The organism is Mesorhizobium sp. BHscii (genome assembly GCF_053848065.1).
The window spans coordinates 134,240-150,914 of record NZ_JBSPKW010000007.1; the positions used below are offsets into that span (position 1 = coordinate 134,240).

15 protein-coding genes and 1 tRNA gene are annotated in these 16,675 nt (G+C 62.3%); 10 read left to right on the forward strand and 6 right to left on the reverse strand.

The genetic code is table 11. The annotated features are described in order from the left end of the window. Nucleotides 1-26: 26 nt before the first annotated feature. From ACWTU7_RS12785 to ACWTU7_RS12795, 3 genes are read right to left on the reverse strand one after another with little or no spacing between them, the layout of a single operon-like run. Entirely contained in the window at nucleotides 27-284 is a 258-nt protein-coding gene (locus ACWTU7_RS12785; protein ID WP_455838792.1) for a DUF1272 domain-containing protein, read from the reverse strand. Nucleotides 285-294: 10 nt separating this feature from the next. Next, on the reverse strand, nucleotides 295-597 hold the full coding sequence (locus tag ACWTU7_RS12790) for an urease subunit gamma (RefSeq protein WP_023801505.1): 303 nt from the start codon (nucleotides 595-597) through the stop codon (nucleotides 295-297). 43 nt (nucleotides 598-640) lie between these two features. Then, nucleotides 641-1,483, reverse strand: a complete 843-nt coding sequence (locus tag ACWTU7_RS12795) for an urease accessory protein UreD (RefSeq protein WP_455838867.1) — start codon at nucleotides 1,481-1,483, stop codon at nucleotides 641-643. 472 nt (nucleotides 1,484-1,955) lie between these two features. Here ACWTU7_RS12795 and ACWTU7_RS12800 point away from each other — a divergent pair, with 472 nt between their 5' ends. From ACWTU7_RS12800 to ACWTU7_RS12815, 4 genes are all read left to right on the forward strand, one after another. Next, nucleotides 1,956-2,210 carry an acyl carrier protein gene (locus ACWTU7_RS12800; RefSeq protein WP_065011664.1) on the forward strand — a complete coding sequence of 85 codons (255 nt, stop codon included), beginning with the start codon at nucleotides 1,956-1,958 and terminating at the stop codon, nucleotides 2,208-2,210. Between the two features lie 4 nt (nucleotides 2,211-2,214). Continuing rightward, nucleotides 2,215-3,423, forward strand: a complete 1,209-nt coding sequence (locus tag ACWTU7_RS12805) for a beta-ketoacyl-[acyl-carrier-protein] synthase family protein (protein WP_287093136.1) — start codon at nucleotides 2,215-2,217, stop codon at nucleotides 3,421-3,423. 88 nt (nucleotides 3,424-3,511) lie between these two features. After that, nucleotides 3,512-4,216, forward strand: a complete 705-nt coding sequence (locus tag ACWTU7_RS12810; RefSeq protein ID WP_455838793.1) for a glutathione S-transferase family protein — start codon at nucleotides 3,512-3,514, stop codon at nucleotides 4,214-4,216. A 106-nt stretch (nucleotides 4,217-4,322) separates the two neighbouring features. Continuing rightward, nucleotides 4,323-4,682: a hypothetical protein gene (locus ACWTU7_RS12815; protein ID WP_455838794.1), complete on the forward strand. Its 360-nt coding sequence runs from the start codon at nucleotides 4,323-4,325 to the stop codon at nucleotides 4,680-4,682. 49 nt (nucleotides 4,683-4,731) lie between these two features. Here ACWTU7_RS12815 and ACWTU7_RS12820 read toward each other — a convergent pair whose 3' ends face one another. Together ACWTU7_RS12820 and ACWTU7_RS12825 are read right to left on the reverse strand one after the other, a co-directional pair. Continuing rightward, nucleotides 4,732-5,352: a nucleoside triphosphate hydrolase gene (locus ACWTU7_RS12820; protein WP_455838795.1), complete on the reverse strand. Its 621-nt coding sequence runs from the start codon at nucleotides 5,350-5,352 to the stop codon at nucleotides 4,732-4,734. A gap of 559 nt (nucleotides 5,353-5,911) precedes the next feature. Further along, nucleotides 5,912-7,021: a hypothetical protein gene (locus ACWTU7_RS12825; protein WP_455838796.1), complete on the reverse strand. Its 1,110-nt coding sequence runs from the start codon at nucleotides 7,019-7,021 to the stop codon at nucleotides 5,912-5,914. 421 nt (nucleotides 7,022-7,442) lie between these two features. On the opposite strand from ACWTU7_RS12825, the gene ACWTU7_RS12830 reads away from it, so the two are divergent. The 5 genes from ACWTU7_RS12830 to ACWTU7_RS12850 all read left to right on the forward strand — a co-directional run bounded on the left by ACWTU7_RS12830 (nucleotide 7,443) and on the right by ACWTU7_RS12850 (nucleotide 14,604). Beyond that, nucleotides 7,443-8,330 (forward strand): D-alanyl-D-alanine carboxypeptidase family protein, encoded by an 888-nt coding sequence (locus tag ACWTU7_RS12830; protein WP_455838797.1) that lies wholly within the window; start codon nucleotides 7,443-7,445, stop codon nucleotides 8,328-8,330. A 385-nt stretch (nucleotides 8,331-8,715) separates the two neighbouring features. Next, nucleotides 8,716-8,792 (forward strand) — tRNA-Arg (locus tag ACWTU7_RS12835). Nucleotides 8,793-10,392: 1,600 nt separating this feature from the next. Next, nucleotides 10,393-10,896 carry a hypothetical protein gene (locus ACWTU7_RS12840; protein ID WP_455838868.1) on the forward strand — a complete coding sequence of 168 codons (504 nt, stop codon included), beginning with the start codon at nucleotides 10,393-10,395 and terminating at the stop codon, nucleotides 10,894-10,896. After that, a complete protein-coding gene (locus ACWTU7_RS12845; RefSeq protein WP_455838798.1) occupies nucleotides 10,893-13,973 on the forward strand; it encodes an N-6 DNA methylase in 3,081 nt (1,026 codons plus the stop codon). Before ACWTU7_RS12840 ends, ACWTU7_RS12845 begins: the two co-directional genes overlap by 4 nt. Then, entirely contained in the window at nucleotides 13,954-14,604 is a 651-nt protein-coding gene (locus tag ACWTU7_RS12850; protein WP_455838799.1) for a hypothetical protein, read from the forward strand. The genes ACWTU7_RS12845 and ACWTU7_RS12850 overlap by 20 nt, the downstream gene beginning before the upstream one ends. 259 nt (nucleotides 14,605-14,863) lie before the next feature. Here ACWTU7_RS12850 and ACWTU7_RS12855 read toward each other — a convergent pair whose 3' ends face one another. Then, nucleotides 14,864-15,211, reverse strand: a complete 348-nt coding sequence (locus ACWTU7_RS12855) for a hypothetical protein (RefSeq protein WP_455838800.1) — start codon at nucleotides 15,209-15,211, stop codon at nucleotides 14,864-14,866. Nucleotides 15,212-15,408: 197 nt separating this feature from the next. Here ACWTU7_RS12855 and ACWTU7_RS12860 point away from each other — a divergent pair, with 197 nt between their 5' ends. Then, on the forward strand, nucleotides 15,409-16,425 hold the full coding sequence (locus ACWTU7_RS12860; protein WP_455838801.1) for an eCIS core domain-containing protein: 1,017 nt from the start codon (nucleotides 15,409-15,411) through the stop codon (nucleotides 16,423-16,425). The last annotated feature ends 250 nt before the right edge of the window (nucleotides 16,426-16,675 follow it).

The window sequence follows — 16,675 nt, forward strand, 5'->3', positions numbered from 1 at the left end:
TGCCTTCCGTTATCAGGACCGTGCCGTCACGCGGCCTTGCGGGCCGGGCCGCAGCCTTCGGCCTTGAGGACGCGCTTTGTCGAGGCGGGATGCTTCTTCAGCATCGCTGCCGGCCGGATCGGGCGTGCTGAAAAATTGCCGCCGCAATTCGGGCAGACGCCGCCCAGCACGTTCGCCGCGCAATCGGTGCAGAAGGTACACTCGAAGGTGCAGATCAGCGCATCCGTCGCCTCAGGCGGCAGGTCCTTGTCGCAGCATTCGCAGTTGGGGCGCAGTTCAAGCATTTTCCTCTCCTCACCTTATCGGTTCGTGCACGGTCACCAGCTTGGTGCCGTCGGGAAACGTCGCCTCGACCTGGACGTCGTGGATCATCTCGGCAATGCCCTCCATCACCTGTGCGCGGGTGACGACATGGGCGCCGGCCTCCATCAGCTCGGCGACCTGGCGGCCGTCGCGGGCGCCCTCGACGACGAAGTCGGTGATCAGCGCGATCGCCTCCGGGTGATTGAGCTTGACGCCGCGTTCGAGCCGCTTGCGCGCCACAATCGCCGCCATGGCGATGAGCAGCTTGTCCTTTTCCCTTGGCGTCAGGTTCATGCGTTTCCCTAGGATGGCGTAAATTGCAATGGCATAATCGGAATCAGAGTGACCATAATTTGGGCAGACCCGCCCGTCCGTTGAGCAATTCGACAAGCGGAACCAGCCGCTTGCGGAGCTGGTAGCCGTCCTCGGCAAACAGCCTCGCAAGAAGCTTGCCAGATTTCTTCACGCTCCAGACGCTGGCGTCGCCCTGGCCGCCGATGATGTCCCGGGCCGGATCCAGAAAAGTCTCCACCCGCGGTGAGATCATCAGCAACGTCGCCATGGCGATGGCGCCACCGGCCACGGCGGAACGGCCCAGAATCGCGGCAATGCTAGGCCCGATGCGGAAATCCTCGGCATGAACGAGCGCTCCTTCCTGACTGACGCGCCAGCGGTCGTGGAAGCTGCCGTGCGCCGCGCGTTCGCCCATGGCGAGGCGGCCGAAGACGGTCGCCTCGAGCACCAGCGCCTCGGCACCGGCGGCAAGCTCCAGGTCGAGCCTGCGGGCAAAGGCCGATCGCTCGAAGACGATGGTTTCCTGCGGCAGCCAGACGATGCGGCCGCCGGCGCCGACTGTCAGCTTCACCCGCACCTCGGCACGATCGGAGGCGGCGCGGTAAACCTTCTCGCAGGCCTGGGTGGTTATGGTGGCGGAGGCGCCGGCGCCGACATCGACCTCCCAGCCGAGGCGGTCGCCGCCGGTCAGCCCGCCGGCGGTGTTGATCAGGACGGCTTCGAGCGGATCGGCCGAGACGGCCGGCATGCGGATCTTGGCGGAACCATCCTGATAAAGCCGCCGAAGACGCGTGCGGCCGCCATTCTTCTCACAAGCAAGCTGCGCCGTTCCGGCGACGCGCTGGGCCGGCGGGACAAAGGTCAGGCCACGTTCGATCATATCCATGGCGCTAACGATAACCACACTCATATGGTTTGAATCCGAAATTCGCATCACTTTGGAGCAGCGTAATGAACGAATTTCGGATTCAAAGCCATACTGGAGCGCCGCGCGTCCCCTTGGACGCGCAAAGGACGCTCCAGCACTTTCCAGTTGGCGCATGATCCTTTCCGGAAACGATTCCGGTTTCCGGGGTCATGCGCTGGCAACTTATTGGATTCTGGTATGGTTTGGATTTGAGGTTCCTAACCGCTGGTGCCATCAAAGTCGTAGGAACCTCAAATCCAGACCACACCGCCGGCTTTGTCGACATATAGCTTGTTGCTTGACAACGTTTCGGTTTCTATAGAGGAGCCGTCTTGGTACGGTCACACAGCGCCTGGCGGGATAAAAGGCGACGGTGACGATCTGAACCTGGGGAAAAGAAAGGCGCTGATCAGTCGGCGTCGAGAAACGACGAGGTTGGGGAAGGAACCGAATGGCTGACCAGCTGGCAACGGACATCATCGCGAAGATCAAAGCTCATGCCGAGCCGGGTGGCGAAGAAATCACCACCAGCACCGAACTGACCTCACTTGGCATCCATTCGCTGGAACTGACGGAGATCATCTTCGATCTCGAGGAACAGTATGGCATCGAGATCGAGATGAACACGGTCGATGCCTGGAGCAACCTGAAGAACGTCGGCGACATGGTCGAGGCGGTTCGCGCGCTGATCGCGAATAAAGCCTGACTGAATGCACAAGCGCGTCGTCATTACCGGCATCGGCGGCATATGCGGGCTCGGCACCAATGCGCCCGCAATCTGGGGCGAGATGCGCGACGGCCGCTCGGCCATCGGCCCGATCGTCAATTCGGAGCTGCATGACCTGAAAGTCAGGGTCGGCTGCGAAATCAAGACGCTTCCCGATCACGGTATCGACCGCAAGCAGGTCGTGTCGATGGATCGCTTCAGCCTTTTGGCGACGATCGCCGCGCGGGAAGCCGCGCAACAGGCTGGCTTGACCTCGCACGCAGCCAACACCTACCGGATGGGCGCCATCGTCGGCGTCGGCGTTTGCGGCTGGGAGGCGATTGAAGAGAGCTATCGCGCCATCCTGCTCGAAGGCAAGAATCGCGCCGGCATCTTCACCGTGCCGAAAGTGATGCCGGGTGCCGCGGCCGGCCATGTCAGCATGAATCTCGGCCTGCGCGGACCGGTCTTCGGCATCACCTCGGCCTGCTCCTCGTCCAACCACGCCATTGCCTCGGCTGTCGACCAGATCAGGCTCGGCCGCGCCGATATCATGCTCGCCGGCGGCACCGATGCGCCACTGGTCTGGGGCATCCTGAAAGGCTGGGAGGCGCTGCGGGTGCTGGCGCCCGACACCTGCCGGCCGTTTTCGGCCGATCGCCAGGGCCTGGTGCTCGGCGAAGGCGCCGGCATGGTTGTGCTGGAAACCTACGAGCATGCCATGGCGCGCGGCGCCACGATTCTGGCCGAAATTGCCGGCGCCGGCCTTTCCGGCGATGCCTCCGACATCGTCGCGCCGACGATCGAAGGGCCGGAGGCGGCGATGCGCTTCTGCCTCGTCGATGCTAGGCTGAACCCGGAAGACATCGACTATATCAACGCGCATGGCACCGGCACCAAGGCCAACGACCAGATCGAGACGGCGGCGATCAAGCGCGTCTTCGGCGATCATGCCTCCAGGCTTTCGATCTCCTCGACCAAATCGATGCACGCCCACTGCCTCGGCGCGTCGGGCGCGCTGGAGCTGATCGCCTGCGTGATGGCGATCCGCGAAGGCATCGTGCCGCCGACGGCCAATTTTCGCGAAACCGACGCCGATTGCGATCTCGACATCACGCCGAATGTGGCGCGCGAGCGCAAGGTGCGCGCGGCGATCAGCAACGGCTTCGCCTTCGGCGGCACCAATGCGGTGCTGGCGTTCAAGGCGGTCTGACCGCAACCGGTTCCCAGATACGGCGAGACTTGTTGCCACTCGCCGCGACCGCGCGCTTGCGCGCGAAAAATCCCGCCCAGGAGTTTCGATGACCGACCTGTCCGCCTTTCCGATCGCCACGCGCTGGCCGGCCAGCCATCCCGACCGCATCCAGCTCTATTCGTTCCCGACCCCGAACGGTGTGAAGGTGTCGATCGCGCTGGAGGAACTCGGCCTGCCATACGAGGCGCATGCGGTGAACATCGGCAAGAAAGAAAGCTGGACGCCGGAATTCCTGTCGCTGAACCCCAACGGCAAGATCCCGGCGATGATCGATCCGGATGGCCCGGGCGGCAAGCCGATGGGGCTGTTCGAATCCGGCGCCATCCTGCTCTATCTCACCGACAAGACCGGCAGGCTGATCCCGGCCGACCCGGCGCGGCGTTACGAAACGATCCAGTGGGTGTTCTTCCAGATGGCCTCGATCGGGCCGATGTTCGGGCAGGTCGGCTTCTTCCACAAATTCGCCGGACGCGAAATCGCCGACAAGCGGCCGCTGGCGCGCTATCGCGACGAATCGCGGCGGCTGATCGGTGTGCTCGAGACGAGGCTGAAGGGCCGCAGCTGGATCATGGACGACGACTACACCATCGCCGATATCTCGATGCTGGGCTGGGTGCGCAATCTGATCGGTTTTTACGAGGCAAGGGAGCTTGTCGGCTTCGACGACTTTCGCAATGTCGCGGCATGGCTGGAACGCGGCCTTGCCCGGCCGGCGGTGCAAAAGGGTCTTAGTATCCCCGCCAGGAGCTAGCTCAACAGGCCCGCAGGCGCCGAGAAGAGGCTCGGCCTATTTTGTCTTGGCTTTGGATTTTGAGCCGCCCTTGCCCATGACGGAAGCAGCAAGGGATGCAGCGCTCTTGGCGGTGGCGACAACCGCACCGGCTGCGACATTGGCCGTCGTTTTGACCGTGCGCATTGCGCTGTCTGCCATCGAGCCGCCGCTTGCCGATTTCCTCGGCTTGGCGGGTTTTGCCGTGGCCTTGGCTGCGGTCGGTGTCACTTTCTTCGGTGCTGCCTTGCCAAAACTGGGCTTTGCCGCATCCTTGGAGCGGGCGGCGACCGCCGGGCCAGCGCCCGTCTTCGATTCAGTGGCCTTTGACTCAGTTGCCTTTGATCGAGTTGCCCTGCCCTTGCCGGGCGCAGGCTTTCTTGCCTTGGTTGCCATCGGAGTTGCCATGGGACAGTTTTCCTCATGTCAGCATCATTGCCGTATCTGACATAACGGCCGGAATGTCCTAAGGTTCCAGGCGCGGGCCGTCCTGCGAATCAGGCTTGATCGCCGATTACCAGATCGGCGGCGCGCCGGCGGGCAAGCACGCGGTCGATGTTGGGCATGTCGTTGGAGGCGATCCAGGCGCGGGCGTCCTCGTCGGAGCGGCCATGCTCATGCCATCGCTCAAGCAGCCGACGCTCGAGCTCAGCGCGCGACACGTCGACGAAGATCGAGAAATCGAAAAGCGGCGTCAGTCGCGACCAGGGTTCTTCGTCAAGCAAGAGATAGTTGCCTTCGACCAGGATGAACTTGGTGTCGGCGGCGATGATCGAAGCAGCGGCGCGCGACAGTTCCATGCTGCGGTCGAACACCGGAATGGCGATGTCGGGCTCGGCCGCGCGGATGCGCTTCAGCAAGGTTTCGAAGCCGGCAAAGTCAAAGGTTTCCGGAGCGCCCTTTCGCGCGCGGAGGCCGCGCTGCTCGAGCACGATATCGTCGTAATGGAAGCCATCCATCGGCACGATTTCGGCCGTACCTTCCGGCAGCAGTTCATGCAGGCGGGCCGAAATCGTCGACTTGCCGGCGCCCGGAGGACCGGCGATGGCAACGACAAAACGCTGCGCCTTGCCGGCGCGCTTGAAGATGGTGGCGGCGAGGTGGGCAATCTCGGACATCGGAGCCTTTCTGGCCGGGTGTTTTGGATCGCATCTTGGCGATAATTCGCGGGAATTTCAAACGCGGGATTGGGCGTTGTCCGTTGGCAGATCGCAAAGTTCGAGATTGGCCGAAACGAACCTCCCTTCGTCATCCTGGGGCGGAGCAAGGAGCGAAGCGACGCGGCGCAGACCCCAGGATCCATGCCATGACATCAGGGCGCCGCAGCGGTGCAGAGCCTTTGATCGCGGAGGGACAGCGCCCCCCTCTGTCCTGCCGGACATCTCCCCCACAAGGAGGGAGATTGGCCTTCATCACTGATTTCGCCAACTACCAGCCTTGCAAAAAGGACTTTGTCCGCGAAGCTGCCGATATCCCCCCAAGTGGGCCCCAAGTGGGGAGATGCCAAGTTTTGGCAAAGAGGGCAGGACAGAGGGGGGCGCGAAGGATCGCTACAGAGCGCTTTTATTCTGTTCCGCCGCATTCCTCGGCTGATGTCACGGCATGGATCCCAGGGTCTCCGCGACGTCGCTTCGCTCCTGCTCCGCCCTGGGATGACGAAGGTGGGGAGGCGAGCGCTCAAGCTGGGACCGACCTGCCAATCCTCAGGAAATCGCCGTCGAAAGCGACGTCCCGCATCGAACCGTCGGCAGCCGCAATGCGCATATGCCCCTGCGCGGTGGCGATGTCGCGCGGCGGCTCGCCGCCGGCTTCTTGAGGCAGTGCCCCGATGACGTGGCGGAACGAGACGCTGCGGCCTTCGCCAAGGGCAAAGGCGGTCGCCACCCCTTCCCGCTTCAGCCAGTTGTCACCGAGCGACGCGGCATGGCCGAGCGCGGTCCGGCCGTCCTCGATGCCGAGCACGCCGCGATGGCGGCCGCTCCACGGCGCGTAGTCGCGCCCGCCATTGCTGACCCACAGCATGGTGACCGGCAGTTCGGCCGGGTTCTTCAGCACCACAACGAGATCGGCTTCCGCTTTTCGCGCCAGTGCGGTCCATCCCGGCCCGCCATGGTCGGCCTCGACCAGCGTGACGAAATCCTCTCGGCTCTGGTCCATGCGATAGTCGGTCAGGTCGAGCGTGCCGCCATCGGCGGCGGGAAAACGCGTCAGGTCTGCAGAGCGGGCCGGATAGGCGAGCAGAAAACGGCCGCGGGCCGGGTCAGGCTCGAGCGGGTCGTCCGGCGTTGCCGCAAATCGCTTCGGCGAAAAAGCCAGCCTGCCGCCGTCCTTCATCACCGTCATCGGATGATGCGCGACGGAAATGCCGCCCGACCCGCCGGAAAAGACATGTTCCTGGTAGAGAAAGGGATGGTCGTCGCGCAGGGTCAGGATTTTCTCGACCGTGGCGCCCATGACCAAGTGCCGCAGCCTGAAGACCGCGCGCCAGCCGTCGGCAGTCGCCTCGGAGGCGACGACATCCCAGGGGCTGTTGGCCGGCCAGCCATGCAGGGGTGCTTCCTCGACATCGCTGCGCGAAAACGGCGCGCAGAGAAAATCGCCGGACAGGCGAACGGTGCCGGCCGGCAGGTCTTGCGGCAGCGTCTCGCGCGGCTCGTCGATCCACGGCGCGCGATGCAGCGGTTTTAGCCGGCGCCCGTCGATATCGACCGTCATATCGGCGAGATGGCCGACTGTGAGATCGACCGTTACCGAAATGCCTTTTGCCTTGATCGTGAGCGTATCCATGGCGCACCTGCTGATTCTGCCGGCGCCAGCAAACCCGCTCGGTGCCGGTTGCGCAAGCGCAGTCCAGGTATTTCACGTCAGGCCGGAACTCCATGTGGAGCTCAATTGTCGATCGTCGGCGCTGCCCCTCATTGCCCTGCCGGGCATTTCTCCCCGTAAACGGGGAGAAAGGGGCTGGCCGCAATGCCGGCGCCCTTCTTGCGAACGCTGGTGATTGGCGAAACCGTTCGCGAAGGCGGTTTTCTCCCCGTCACTATACGGGGAGAAATGCCCGGCAGGGCAATGAGGGGCGGCGCCAACGCCCGGGAGGGAAATTCAAACCTGAAGCGATTGCTCTGAAGAACGGCATTAACCAAATGGACGGGCCATTAGGGTTAGGCTAGTTTCCCATTCATTTCAGCAACGGCTTACCTTCAAAACAGTGTCCAAACCGCGCCTCTTTCTGCTCATCAAAAGATTTGTCGCGGTGTTTGCGCTGCTGGGGCTCGTCGCCGGCTGCGCGACGACGCCGACTGAAACGATGCTGGCTGTGCCGGCGCCGGCGCAGAAATATGCGGCTGTGGTCATCGATGCCAGCACCGGCAAGACTCTGTTCGAGGCCAATTCGTCGGCGCCGCGCTATCCGGCGTCGCTGACGAAGATGATGACGCTCTACCTGCTGTTCGAGGCGCTGGAGCAGGGCCGCGTCAGCAAGACGACGCTGATCCCGGTGTCGGACAACGCCGCCAGGCAGCCGCCGACCAAGCTGCGCTTCAGGCGCGGCGAGACGATCGACGTCGAATCGGCGATCCGGGCGATCACCGTCAAATCGGCCAATGACGTGGCGGTCGCCGTCGCCGAACATCTCGGCGGCAGCGAAGACGCGTTCGCCGCGATGATGACGGCCAAAGCGCGCCAGATCGGCATGCGCAGCACCGTCTTCCGTAACGCTTCGGGCCTGCCGGACGCCGGCCAGCTGACGACGGCGCGCGACATGGCGGTGCTCGGCATGGCGCTGCGCACCCGCTTCCCGCAGCATTTCCACTATTTCTCCGAAAGCGATTTTATGTTCCGCGGCAGGCTGGTGCGCGGCCACAACGACATGCTCGGCCGCGTCCGCGGCGTCAACGGCATCAAGACAGGCTATATCAGAGCCTCCGGCTTCAACATCGTCACCTCCTACGATGCCGACGGCCGCCGGCTGATCCTCGTGGTGATGGGCGCCGACAGCGCGCGCCAGCGCAACGACCACGTCGAGGCGCTGATCCAGCGCAACCTGTCGCCGGCACCGAACACGACGACACGGCTGCTGTATGCCGGGGAGCAGTGAGGCGTGACGTTCGGCGGGGGGCGAGCTCTTGATCGGTGGTTTCAACTTGACAGGTGACGGCAATTATGCTAGGAATTTATTCATAGTGCTGATTTGCGCCCGCCCGCCGAGGCGGGTTTTTTATTTCAGGCATCGGTGCCATTCTTCAGAGGTCCGATAAAATCGCAGGTTGCCAGCCTGCGGGCCTGCTTCTCGCACCTTCGAGGGTCATGGCAGGCTCCAGATCACGGGCCTCCGTCGAATGAGCAATCCGAAAATGCGTTATTCCGAGTTTGCAGCCCTGCCGCCTGCCACTTGCCCGTTGAAGCCTGCGCCTGCTTCCGCTAAGAAGCCGTGGCTGGCCGGTTTACCGGCTGCTTCGTTTTCCGGATCGCCGATCCTGAAAGCACCCGTAGCTCAGCTGGATAGAGCGCTGCCCTCCGAAGGCAGAGGTCACAGGTTCGAATCCTGTCGGGTGCGCCAAGTTTGTCGGACGACGCAGAAGTCGGACAAAGTCAGAAAAGATTGGACTCGCATCGGCCGAAAGTAGTGGAGCTTGGTCGAGCAGCCGACTGACTTGGGTGACTTCCCTTTTTCAAGTCCCCTGTTGCGACTCATCCCAAACGCAGCTGGTAGGTGTAGGCGGACGGAAGGTTTTGCCTTTTCGGGTGGGGATTCCGAATTTCGGTCGCCAAAGATTTGGACAGCCCCGTGCTTGCGTCTTAGGTCTGGCAGGCAAACACCACAGCGAATGGCGGCAATGCGCCCACATTTCGGTCGTCCGTGTGGTCACGGTCGTCCCCAAAAGCAGCCACACTTGTCAACCAGTTCCATTTCCGCAACATCTACACTCGGTCGAAATCACACGCGAGGTTTGCAGTGTCCGGAGCGATCAGACCAAAAAACAGGGGAGCGGGCCGAATTGACGCCATTGGCAACCAAAATATTCAGGATGGGCGATGAACCGACCCAGCGCGCATTGGCTGCGGCGCAATTCCTGGAGTGTTCGGCACTGACGTCGATGGCTTTTGAAATGCGCAGGGCGGACTCGCCTGACAGCGGGTTTAGTGCGAATGCGCGCCTCCCTGCGCCTCGCACCTTCATAGAGACGAGGATCAGGGGGCGGCGCATCGCTTTCGCATGCCAAGAGCGAGAGACTAATGGCAGAGTGTCTGTGAACAGCATAGCTGAGCAGGACGATGGGAGGATCGCCGTTGCTTGGCAAGCTGCCTTTTTGCCTGGCTCAGACGAGATAACCTTCGGCGATGACTCGATCCCGTCCGAGAATAAGCTCCAAGGCATTTTCGCCGGCCTCGTCTTGGTTGAGAAGTTTCTTTGCATCATCAACCAGCCAGGCCTAACAGATTTACGCGCACACAATACCGACAAAAGGGTAATCCGCCTTGCGGCAGAGAATGGAATCGAGGTCCCGCACCTAAAATGGCACCAATGTCACATCAGGCCCGGTGTTCATGGGGGTGGGGCTACTAGCAATAAATCCGAGCACCGCGAACACCAACTGCACTATGTTAGAAAGCATCTGAAGCCATCTCTCGGGCCTGACCGATGGATTGACGGTTACTGGCGCGGAAATGCGGATCTTGGCATTTACCTCAAGAGCTACATTGGCCACGCCCTAAGGAAGTCGATACTGGAAACCAGTCCCGAGCCAAGCGAAGTTCCGGTTAGCCGAGCGCCAGACAAAAAACCTGATTAAGAGCGAAGCCAGTGCTCTCGCGGCGATGGCTTTGTCTTGGGCTCGTTCAGGTATCCCAATCCCAACAAGAAGCGGGGCCGATGCTCGGATTAGTTGGGCCTCGATAGTCGGCAACGCGCCACAAGTCGGTCGGTCAAGCCGAGGGGTCAGGAACCCAAAAGCTGCCGTTGGTGGTCCTGGCGCGAGCAAGGACTTACTACCTCTTGTGCCGTTTTGGATGGCCGATCATCAAGACCGGCATCGCGCGCACGAAAGGCCCCTCCGGCGTTTACTGGAAAGATCGGGTCTGATACCCAAACTCGGAGGAGAATCGGGTCGACTCGAACGCTTGGGGGGATGATGCGGCCTGTTGCCACTCGCCAGGCGGTGCTATTGACGGGCCTTTCGGCCTCGACCGTCCGTGAGTGGGCGAGCCGGCGCGCGTTGATCCCGGCCCATGTACCGCCGAAAAGCCAAGGCTCTGCCGCCCAGTATAGCTGGCAGATCATCCTGCTGCTCCGGATTGCGATAACGTTGCGCAATCGATTCAGTCTCCAGCTCCAGGCACACCGCCCCTTCTTCGCTAGTCTGCGGCGGGGACCGCACGACAGGTCGTACAGCGCGATCTGGGACAGGATTATCGCGTTATACGGCGGCGACGAGTGGGTCCTCGTCGATGACACCGGCACTGACCCGCTGCATCAGGACGCCCTCATCGTCCTCCTTAACCTGGACCTCGCAGTCATCTCCAAGCGTTTCGCTCTGCCGAAGCCTACTGGTGCGGCCGGACAGCTCGACCTTTTTCCCACCACGGCGGTTGGCCAAGGCTCCCGCCGGCCGGCGCGCCCGACCCGCCAAGTGAAGGCGGACCGATCGCGGAGGTTCGGGTGAGAAGCGCCGCCTTCGAGAAAGTTCTGCAGGCGACGGGCTATCTCGGCCCGAACCGCCGGCCCGCCGCGGGACTGACCCTCGCCGGCGACGCGGCGGCAGCGAAGCTGCGCAATGTTCTTGAGGACGACCGAGTCGGCTTGAAGGCAGACGCGGTATTCTCAGCCCAGAGCACACCAACGAGCATCTTCAAGGATGCCGGCAGTCAGACGCCTGACGAAGCCGACATCCGGTTCTGGCACGAAGCGGCGTGGAACATCGGCGTTGCGCCGCTGCTGTGGATCGTTACACCGACCGATGTACGACTCTACGACTGCTATGCCTCGCCGCTCGACGGCAGCGGAGATGCCACGACGCCGCCGATCCTGGGACGGTATGTCCTCGATTCTGCCGAGAGTCTGCAGGCGCTTGATGCTGCCTGCGGTCGCCTAGCAACCGAAACAGGCGCCTTCTGGTCGAGTGCCATAGGCGCCAAGATCAGTCGGCGTCACCGCGTCGACCGGGAGCTGCTGGCCGAAATCAGCGCGCTGGAACAACATCTGATCGATCTCACGCCTGACGATGGCCGCCCCCACACGCGAGCGCTGGCGCGCGATTTGGCTCAGCGCTTGATCGGCCGGTGCATCTTCACCTGGTATCTGCTTGATCGCGGCGTGGCGCAGCAGTTCCTGCCGCCGCACCTGCCTGACGACCTCAGCGCGATGTTCGCCACGGCCGACAGCGCCTTTCAGCTTTTTGACTGGCTGCGCTCGACGTTCAACGGCGACCTTTTTCCGATGGACGATCCCGGTGCCGAGCGCGAGCATCTCACGCCCGATCACCTGTCCTATCTGCGCGATTTCATCGAAGGCCGAAGCCTGATCCCTGACCGTAAAGGCCAGGGGCGACTGTTCCGGTTCCGCTTCAACGCGATCCCCGTCGACCTCATAAGCTCAATCTACCAGCAATTCGCGCGGTCGAGCGCCGCGGATGAAGCAGCCTCGCAAGGGCTGCATTATACGCCGGTAGAGCTCGTCCACCTGACGCTCGATCCGGTCTTCGAGGCTCTGCCGGCCAAGGCGCGCGTGATCGATCCGGCGTGCGGCTCCGGCGCCTTCCTAGTCGAGGCGTTCCGGCGGCTGGTCTGGCGGGCGAGCGGCGGAAAGCCCGCCGCCCGCAAGCTCGTCCGCGACGTCCTTTACCGCCAGCTCTTCGGCGTGGACATCAACAAGTCTGCGCTCGGGATCGCGGCATTCAGCCTCTATCTCGCCGCCCTCGAACTGGATGAAGAGCCGGTCAGCGACATCAAGGACCTCAAATTCCACCACCTCATCGGGGAAACCCTCTTCGAGGCGGACTCCCTGGCCGAGCCGCTTCCCGAAGCGCTCGCGTCTGAGCCGTTCGACGCCGTCTTCGGTAACCCGCCCTGGACCTTCGTCGGGCAGCGCGGCACTTCGCCCAAGCGCGCCAAGGGCGACCGTGCGACGCTTCGGCCGCGCCGAAGCCCCGATCAGGCGTTTCTCAACCTTGCGGCGAAACTCGCAGGCGAGGCCGGGCGGATCGGCATGATCATGAAGGCCACGCCTTTCTTTTCGAAGGACGTCCACGCGGTCGAGGCCAGAACCGCGCTGCTGAAGCGACTGGCTCCCGTCGCGTTGATCAACCTTTCCTATCTCCGGCGGGAGGAGCTTTTCCCGGATGCCGTAGGCCCGGCCCTGCTGTTCTTCTCCCGGTGCGTCCTCGCGCCGGATGGCGGGCGAGTCCTCGTCGGCTCCGTCCCTTGGACCCCCGATTTCCGGCGCACCGGCGTCTTCCACGTCGGTCCAGGCGAGATCCGCTCGGTCCCGCTCGACCGAGTTCTCGCTATCCCGCCGTTCTTGAAGGCTGCTACTTTCGGGACGGTTCGCGACGGCTGGCTTATCGAAAAACTTGAACGAGACTTCCCAACCCTCGGGGCTGTTCTGGACGCGCTTGGTCGCGGGGAAGCCGATCACCGCGGCCAAGGCTTCCAGGTGCAGGGCGATGCAAACACCCCGCCCGAGCGCTACCGCCGGCTGCGGGTCGTCACGCCCGACGCCTTCACACCGTTCCGCCTTCAGGAGGAAGCGCTCCCGCGCTTCGAACACAATACGTTGCACCGTCCCCGGCGTGAGGGGATCTTCCGCGGCCCGCTCCTGCTATGCTCGAAGGTCGGCAACAACTCGGGCGCCGAGCGCGGCCGCTACAGCGCGGCGGTGCAGGAGGGAGATGTTCTCTACACCCAAAATTTCTACGGCGTATCGTTCCGCGACGCCGACCCTGCTTACGCGTTCGCATTGTCAGGGATCCTGAACTCCAGTCTCACCGCCTTCCAGTTCGCGCTCGGCGGCCCGACTTGGGGCTTGGAGCGCCCGACCGTTGAGCCGCACGACCTGCTCTCCTTGCGAGTACCACCGCTGCACAAGATTAGCCGCCAGCAGCTCGACGCGCTCATTTACGCTGAGAACGCTGCGGCCGCGATGCCCGACGATGCCGAGCGCCTGGTCGCGCTCGATGAGGCGGTGTTCGACCTCTATGAGCTGGAGCCGGAGGAACGCGTTGTCTCGGCCGATAGCGTCGACCGTGCGCGCTATCTCATCTTCGAAAACCGCAAAGAACGCGCCGGCCTCACCGTTGCGCCGGGGGAGGACGCCCTGCGCGGTTACGCCCAGCAGGTCACGTTAACGGTGAACGCTTATCTGCGCGCCCGCGGCGAACGGCATCTCGAAGCGGTGATTTACCAAAAGCGCCTCACTCAGGATGACTGGTCGGCTGACATTCCCGGCGTGACCGCGGTTCGATTCGTAATGGCGCCGGGCCGACCCGACGGACAGCCCGTGGTGCGCGCCGGCGACCCCTCCGATCTCGGCACGCTCGTCGCCATGCTGCGCGGCCGCTTCGACACTGATGCTCCGCCGTATTTGAACGAGCGCCGGCAACTTCGTCTTTATGGCGAAAGGGACCTTTTCATCCTCAAGCCGACGGAGGGCCGCTACTGGACGCGGACCGCCGGACTGAATGACGCGGACGTGATTCTCGCCGACCACTGGCTGCGGAGGCGGGATGCCGTTGCTCGCGCCTGACGTCCCCTACGGCAGCCCCGCATTCGCGTTGTCCGACGATCAGATCGCCACCGTGCTCGATCTCGTTTGCCACGGCGCCGACGCGGCTCGGGTCGATGTCACCCCGGGAATGCTCGAAGTCCCCACGACCATGATCGTGCGGAAGGCAATGCGGCGAGTGAAGAAGGCGCTCGGCTTCACCAACCTGCAAATCCGCGGCGAGCACGAGCTCGAGGACATGTCGACTACTGATCCGGCGATCCTCGGCCGCATCGACGTTACCCTGCAGTTCCTTCATCAGTTCGGTGATGAGGATGCCTATGTAGCGGTCGAATGCAAACGAGTACGGGCCGGCGACGCCACGCTCAACGGCAGCTATGTCGCGAAGGGTGTCAACCGCTTCGTGAGCGGCCAGTATGCTGCCGGCCACGAGTGGGGGTTCATGCTGGGCTACGTGCTCGCGCTGCCGGTGGGCGACGTTGTGAGCTTCATCGACGACCGCCTCCGCAGAGTCTATGGCAACGCGGCGGCCCTGGCGCCCAGCACGCCCCACTCTGCGTCGCTCGCCGTCCTCGACGGCCGACTAACCCAGAACGGGACGCATGACATCCGGCTGAAGCACGTCTTCGTAGACATGCTTGTCGCGGGCTGACCTAGCCGCCGGACAAGATGGCGGGCGTTAGGTTGAGGTCGGGCGTGCGCACGGCTCGTCGGCCATGTCCCGGCCGGCCGAGCCGGCCAGCATATGAAATCACGGCGTCGCGGCCCCGAGGTATACGCAGGAAACCACATAAGACTGGTATCCGCATTTGTCGCCGTCCCGGCCCATCGCAGGCGTTACCTCAGTCAAATGAGCGTCTTTGCAGAGGTTGGCCTTAATCATGTTGATGTCCGTATCACAGTGATAAAAGTTAAACTCGCCTCCCGGATTTATGCTCGCCCGTCATCACTTTGTGATTTCTTATGTTCAGCCGGGTAATTTGCTTGGTTCTGGTGGTGTAGTCGTTGGAGAGGGTGCCGATTTCGTTTTTGGCCGACTGCAGGTGGCCTTCAAGGGACGCGATCTTTGCAGTGGCCTCTGACGGGAGGTCGTTGTTGTACAATTGGTCCATATGCATCGGAATCGTATAGGCTCCGAGATTGGTCCCGATTCCAATCCAGGTGGCATCGTATTTCGTTGTGCCGTCCTTATTTATCGTCGGCTCCCGCTCACAAAGTATCTCGAAGTTTTGTGTAATTTCGTATGCCTTCTTCTCCAACTTTTGCCATTTGCCTCCCGTACCGAAGGCCGTGGCCCCGCAGGTCGTCTTTGGCCCCGCTGTCACAAACTCCAGCCGGAAAGCGGTCGTTGGATTGGCAAAATCTCGAAAAAAGTGTATTTTGCGGCCGATGTCGAGGGGGACTCCGGCCTGCTTCGACTACTGGTGGATCGCTTGGCCATTCACGTGACGCTACCATGAACAGACTCGCCCATACTCTTCTTGCCGGGTTCTTTTTTTCTTCAGCACTGGTGCCAGCGCATTCCGGTGGTCTGCTTGGTGACGCCATTGAGGGGATATGCGGCGGATGTGGGGCTGGAGAAGCCCTTGACGACGCGCACCGGCAAGTCAAGGAAAAGGTGCCGCCGTACAAAGCCATCGAAGAGGGCGTATCTCAAACAGTGAATGAGACGCTCGTCCAGACCGGTGCTCCTGTACTACAAGAGATGATTGCGAGATCACGTGACGACGCACTGGCAAACGGAGTCGAGCCTATACCAGCCAACATCCGCAATAATGTCAGCGGGTTCATTCCTGACAATATACTCGACATTGCCCGATTTCGCGTGGGCGGCGGTGGCGACCTCAGTCTGCAGGTCAATTCTATCCGCTATGGGGAAGCTAAGGCCATCACCCTTGACTATGTCATAATCTTCAAGAACCAGCAGGACGCTCTCTACAACCCAGTACTTTGGGTACATGAACTCACTCATGTGATTCAGTATCAGAATTGGGGCATCGGAGATTTTGCGAAGCGCTATTTGCGCAGCCACGGTGACGTAGAGCGGGAAGCCTATGAGGCCGAAACCAGATACATGGCTTGGTCCGCAACTCGAACGTTCGATGCCACAGGGGATGAAACGGAGATCAACAAGCCCGTATCACCCTTTAGCGATGCGAACAGTTCTAGTATGTGCAGCAGTTGGATGGGCACCTGCCAAGTCTCGGGATCGGCTCCTGTCGGTACGCCTTGTTGGTGCATCTCACCAATGGGTCCCGCGACTGGATCGTTGATCCCGGGCGACGGCATTCAGGAGACCTCAGTGGAGCTTGGGATGCCGTCCGGCTATCCGATGCAGCAGTGCGGCTGCTGGGGCCCGAACCCTATGCCCTTTGCACCGGAGCAGCGCTGCACAAGCCAACAGGTGCGTGTCGCTGTTTGCGGATTCATGTGCGCGCCCTTTCACCCGGCGTACGGCTACGTCTGCAATTAGGGCGACCCCGCCAGCGAGGGCGGCATTCGGCCCCATAACTGCCGAATGGGAACGCGCCTGGTATTGGTCTACCCCTTAGCTTCGCCCGTCCCGAACGCGGACGTTGTCGATGGCGGTGAACCCGACGCTTGTTCTTCATAGATGTCATCTACGACTCGGCACTGGCGTGTGCGGCTGAGACCCATAGCATACGCAAAGCTGGTCGCCTCGACGGTTCTATTCCAAGCCTGAGGTAGCCAAAGGTCGCTCG